The sequence below is a fragment of the Draconibacterium sp. genome (genome assembly GCF_041583095.1).
Taxonomy (GTDB): domain Bacteria; phylum Bacteroidota; class Bacteroidia; order Bacteroidales; family Prolixibacteraceae; genus Draconibacterium.
In genome coordinates, this window is the sequence record NZ_JBFHGM010000355.1 from 1 (window position 1) to 4,384 (window position 4,384).

7 protein-coding genes and 1 pseudogene are annotated in these 4,384 nt (G+C 37.3%); 5 read left to right on the forward strand and 3 right to left on the reverse strand.

What is annotated here, in order from left to right:
- From ABZB17_RS20870 to ABZB17_RS20890, 5 genes and pseudogenes are all read left to right on the forward strand, one after another.
- Positions 1-426: pseudogene (locus ABZB17_RS20870) on the forward strand (hypothetical protein); the annotation flags it as partial.
- Positions 427-431: 5 nt separating this feature from the next.
- Positions 432-1,037 carry a nicotinamide riboside transporter PnuC gene (gene pnuC, locus ABZB17_RS20875; protein WP_045029614.1) on the forward strand — a complete coding sequence of 202 codons (606 nt, stop codon included), beginning with the start codon at positions 432-434 and terminating at the stop codon, positions 1,035-1,037.
- Complete coding sequence (locus ABZB17_RS20880) at positions 1,021-1,545, forward strand: AAA family ATPase (RefSeq protein ID WP_372653288.1); 525 nt, start codon at positions 1,021-1,023, stop codon at positions 1,543-1,545. The genes pnuC and ABZB17_RS20880 overlap by 17 nt, the downstream gene beginning before the upstream one ends.
- Before the next feature lie 86 nt (positions 1,546-1,631).
- On the forward strand, positions 1,632-2,558 hold the full coding sequence (gene epsC / locus ABZB17_RS20885) for a serine O-acetyltransferase EpsC (RefSeq protein WP_372653290.1): 927 nt from the start codon (positions 1,632-1,634) through the stop codon (positions 2,556-2,558).
- A gap of 18 nt (positions 2,559-2,576) precedes the next feature.
- Entirely contained in the window at positions 2,577-3,713 is a 1,137-nt protein-coding gene (locus ABZB17_RS20890) for a class I SAM-dependent RNA methyltransferase (RefSeq protein ID WP_372653292.1), read from the forward strand.
- Positions 3,714-3,787: 74 nt separating this feature from the next.
- Here ABZB17_RS20890 and ABZB17_RS20895 read toward each other — a convergent pair whose 3' ends face one another.
- Genes ABZB17_RS20895 through ABZB17_RS20905 form a run of 3 tightly spaced genes read right to left on the reverse strand, consistent with a single transcriptional unit; the run spans position 3,788 to position 4,268 of the window.
- A complete protein-coding gene (locus tag ABZB17_RS20895; RefSeq protein ID WP_163323485.1) occupies positions 3,788-3,931 on the reverse strand; it encodes a hypothetical protein in 144 nt (47 codons plus the stop codon).
- Positions 3,932-3,949: 18 nt separating this feature from the next.
- Positions 3,950-4,087: a hypothetical protein gene (locus ABZB17_RS20900; protein WP_163323486.1), complete on the reverse strand. Its 138-nt coding sequence runs from the start codon at positions 4,085-4,087 to the stop codon at positions 3,950-3,952.
- A gap of 37 nt (positions 4,088-4,124) precedes the next feature.
- The gene (locus ABZB17_RS20905) at positions 4,125-4,268 is read right to left on the reverse strand and encodes a hypothetical protein (protein WP_163323487.1); all 144 of its coding nucleotides are present in this window, start codon (positions 4,266-4,268) and stop codon (positions 4,125-4,127) included.
- Between the last annotated feature and the right edge of the window lie 116 nt (positions 4,269-4,384).

The window sequence follows — 4,384 nt, forward strand, 5'->3', positions numbered from 1 at the left end:
ATGCCTGATATTTTTGTTCCGATGGACACATCTTCGCATTATGCCTACATTAATAACCTGAGAAGAAAGCGGGTTACCTACAATTTTGTTTTAGATTATGTTGATCTTCATCGTGAAGATATGGCCAAACAATACCCTGACTTTGACAGGTTCAATGACAAATTCGAAATCTCGGAAGAGAACATTGAGCAAATTGTTGCCAGTGGTATTGAGGAAGGAATTGAGAAAGACGAAGAAAGTTTATCATACCTTAAAGATGAGCTTAAGCGCGAACTCAAAGCTTTGATCGCCCGCGATGTGTACTCCAGAAACGACATGTATAAAATTTTGAACGAAGATGACGATGCTATTTTAAAAGCTCTTGAGGTTTTTGATAACCAGGATAAATATGCAGCGCTCTTAGTTACAGTTGATACAGTTGATTAAATTTTATGACTGATATAGTTTTGGAATGGCTCTTAGGTAATTATATTGAAATACTGGGAGCCATTCTTGGTTTAGTTTACATTTTCTTTTCCATAAAACAACACATTTTAACGTGGCCAACCGGGTTATTAACTTCGGCACTTTATGTAGTTGTATTTTTCGATGCCCGCTTATATGCGGATATGGGACTTCAGGCCTATTATGTTGTAATTAGTATTTACGGATGGTATTTTTGGCTTTCGGGTAAAAAACAAAACGAAAAAAAAGTTGCAGTTAAAACCACACGAAAAATTCTGTGGTTGAAGTTGGCAGTGGTTTCAATCGCCCTTTATGCCCTACTCCTTTTTATTTTAAGCAATTATACCAATTCCGATGTTCCACATATGGATTCAGTTACAACGGCACTAAGTATTGTTGCCACCTGGATGCTTGCCCGAAAATACATCGAACACTGGCTGCTTTGGATATTTATCGATGCATTTTCGGCTGGATTGTACGTGTATAAAGGTTTGTGGGCAACTGTTATTTTATTTATTGTATACACCGTTATGGCTCTTCTGGGCTATCTTGAGTGGAAAAAAGACCTGAAAAGTTTTGAAGCAAAGAACTAAAATAATTGCCATTACCGGAGCCGAATCTACCGGAAAAAGTACACTTGCCAGAGCCTTGGCAACGCACTACAATGTGCCTTTTGTGCCCGAATTTGCAAGAAGTTATGTAGAACAATTACATCGCTCGTACACCTACGATGATGTTATTGTGATAGCGAAAAAGCAAATTGAACAATACAACGAAATGCTTTCGCAGGAACCGCCACTAATCATTCTGGATACCTGGCTTCTGATCACTAAAATCTGGCTGGATGTTGTTTACGGGAAAGTTCCTGCGTGGATCGATCAGGCGATAAAAGAAACCCGTATTGACACTTTTTTAGTATGCGATACCGATTTGCCCTGGGTACCCGATCCTGTTCGCGAAAATGGTGGTGCTGATCGTGAAAAACTTCAACAGACTTACATCCGGGAATTGAAAAATTACCACTTCCCTTTTCATACAATAAAGGGAAATTACGAAGAGCGGAAAAAAGCTGCCATTAAAGTTATCTCAAGTTTAGATTAAAAACCTTCAACAAGTAGCTTCTTTTATACGTTATATGTTACAATTCTTAAATGATTGTAATTAGTTTTGTAATATAATTCAACAACATGACAAGTAATACCGTTGACCAAAAGATTTTAGAAACAGTTTCCAAGTTAAGTAACCCGGAGTCGTACAAATTGGTTTGTCATAAACATATGATGGGAGAACCTCTTCCATCGAATAAAAAACTGAAACGAATAATTAATCTGGTTCGCGAGATACTTTTCCCCGGCTATTTTGGAACAACCACTTTAAAAACATCTATAACTCCTCACTATATGGGGGTTTATGTTGATGAATTGCTCGAAATGCTTACCGGTGAAATTTTAGCTGGCTTGTGTTTTGAATGTACCGATGAGTCAGAACTCCGAATTGAGAAGCATAAAAATCCTGCACAGGAAAAAGCGGTTGCCTTTATTGAGTTTCTTCCGGAGATCAGACGAAGATTAGTGGCCGATGTTGAAGCTACATTTTTAAATGACCCGGCAGCAAAGAACTTTGGAGAAGTTATTTTTAGCTATCCGGGAATCCGTGCAATTACCAATTACCGTATTGCGCACAAACTGCTGGAACTGGATGTTCCGCTTATCCCGCGTTTTATTACCGAAATGGCACACAGCGAAACCGGAATTGATATTCATCCGCGTGCTCAAATTGGCGAAAGTTTTACGATCGACCACGGTACGGGAGTTGTTATTGGATCGACATGTATTATTGGCGATAATGTAAAAATATACCAGGGAGTTACATTAGGAGCAAAAAGTTTTCCGCTCGACGATAATGGGAACCCGATTAAAGGAATTCCTCGTCACCCGATACTGGAAAACAACGTAGTTATTTATGCAGGTGCAACCATTCTTGGCCGTGTAACAATTGGCGAAAATTCTGTTATCGGAGGTAATGTGTGGGTAACCAGCGATCTGCCGGCCAATTCTCGTGTAGTGCAAAAACGCCCGAGAGATATTCCTTTTATGGACGGAGCAGGTATTTAAAAACAAAAAATCAAATCATTGAAAGAGTATAAATTAATCGCTAAAACCTTTTCCGGGTTGGAAGATGTTTTGGCCAAAGAAGTGAAGCGTATTGGCGGAAAAAACGTTCGACGCGGGAAACGTGCCGTATTTTATGACGGAGATCTTGAACTGATCTATAAATCGAACTATAACCTTCGTACGGCTTTACGCATTTTAAAAGAGATTGAACATTTTAATTTTAAAACTGTCGATCAGTTTTACTTAAAGTGCAAAAGAATAAAGTGGCAAAACTATTTTAGTGTCGATCAGAATTTTGTGATTAACAGTGTTGTTGTTAACTCACGCGATTTCAGAAACTCAATGTTTGCTTCACTTAAAGTAAAAGATGCCATTGCCGATTATTTTCGTGAGAATTTTGGAAAACGGCCCAGTGTTGACACAGATAATCCGGATATTATTATAAATGTTCATATTTTCCAGGATAACTGTACATTATCGATTGATAGCTCGGGAGAATCTCTTCATAAAAGAGGATATCGGGTAAAACAGGGAGACGCACCATTAAACGAAGTCCTTGCTGCCGGAATGATCTATCTCACTGGCTGGCTTGGAAATTCGGATTTTATGGATCCCATGTGTGGTTCGGGCACTATCCCCATTGAAGCGGCTATGATCGCACAAAACATTCCTGCTGCCAAATTCCGAAAAGAATTTGCCTTTCAACTCTGGAATGATTTTGATCCTTTGCTTTGGGAAAAAGTTACAGAACCGGTTGAAAAACGAGAATTCAGACATAAAATTTATGCTTCGGATATTTCGGGAAGTAATTTGCTAAATGCGCAAACCAATGCCCGGCGTGCTTTAGTGTTTAATAAAATACAATTTGCCTGTACCGATTTTAAAAATCTGGATATTGATTTGAGTAACGCAACCATAGTAACAAATCCTCCATATGGAGAGAGACTAAAGGAAAACGACCTTGATGGTCTTTATTCAATGATTGGAGAGCGTTTAAAACACCAGTATGCAGGAAACAGCGCCTGGATCTTAAGCTCTTCGATAGATAGCTTAAAGTTTGTTGGGCTAAAACCGTCGCAACGAATCGATTTATTTAACGGGGCTCTAAAATGTAAGTATAATAATTACAGGCTATTTGAGGGAAAGGAAAAATAAGGACATAAAAAAAGGGTTAAAACCGTCCTTGTTTTAACCCCTGTACTAACAACTCAATTGGTTCTGTATATAGGCTATTCTTCTTCAAAATCATAAATATCTTTATCTCTTGAATTTGGTGTTCCTCCACCTCTAACTTCATTTAGTTCTTCTTGAGATAGAACTTCAAAATCAAAATTGTCTGAATTGTATTGTGATATCATAGTTATAGCTTTCATTGTTTAAATTTTTTAGGCTTATTCTTCTTCGAAATCGTAAATATCTTTATCTCTTGATTTTGGTGTTCCTCCGCCGCGAACCTCGTTCATCGCGTCATTAGATAATACTTCAAAATCACTATTGCTCTCTGTGAAAAAATTTGCTATAACTTTCATATCTTATAATCTTAACAGTAAATACTTTTTTTAATGATTATTCATCAAAATCATAAATGTCTTTATCTCTTGAATTTGGAGTTCCACCACCACGAACTTCGCTCATTGCTTTTTCGTTGATTACTTCAAAACCAAAAACTTCGAAAGTATTTTCTGTTGATTCAAACTGTACTCTTTTCATCGTATAATAAATTAATTCGTTAAACTTTTAAACACACATTCACTAATATATTCTGATAAGTAGAAAAAGGTAACCCCCCTTTTTTGAAAAAAATTGAAAAAAGTTCTATTTTGGTG

What these genes read in the sequence shown, in the direction of transcription:
- pnuC (WP_045029614.1), top strand. Translation starts at nt 432, where the DNA reads ATGACTGATATAGTTTTGGAATGGCTCTTAGGTAATTATATTGAAATA.
- epsC (WP_372653290.1), top strand. Translation starts at nt 1,632, where the DNA reads ATGACAAGTAATACCGTTGACCAAAAGATTTTAGAAACAGTTTCCAAG.
- ABZB17_RS20895 (WP_163323485.1), bottom strand. Translation starts at nt 3,931, where the DNA reads ATGAAAGCTATAACTATGATATCACAATACAATTCAGACAATTTTGAT.
- ABZB17_RS20900 (WP_163323486.1), bottom strand. Translation starts at nt 4,087, where the DNA reads ATGAAAGTTATAGCAAATTTTTTCACAGAGAGCAATAGTGATTTTGAA.
- ABZB17_RS20905 (WP_163323487.1), bottom strand. Translation starts at nt 4,268, where the DNA reads ATGAAAAGAGTACAGTTTGAATCAACAGAAAATACTTTCGAAGTTTTT.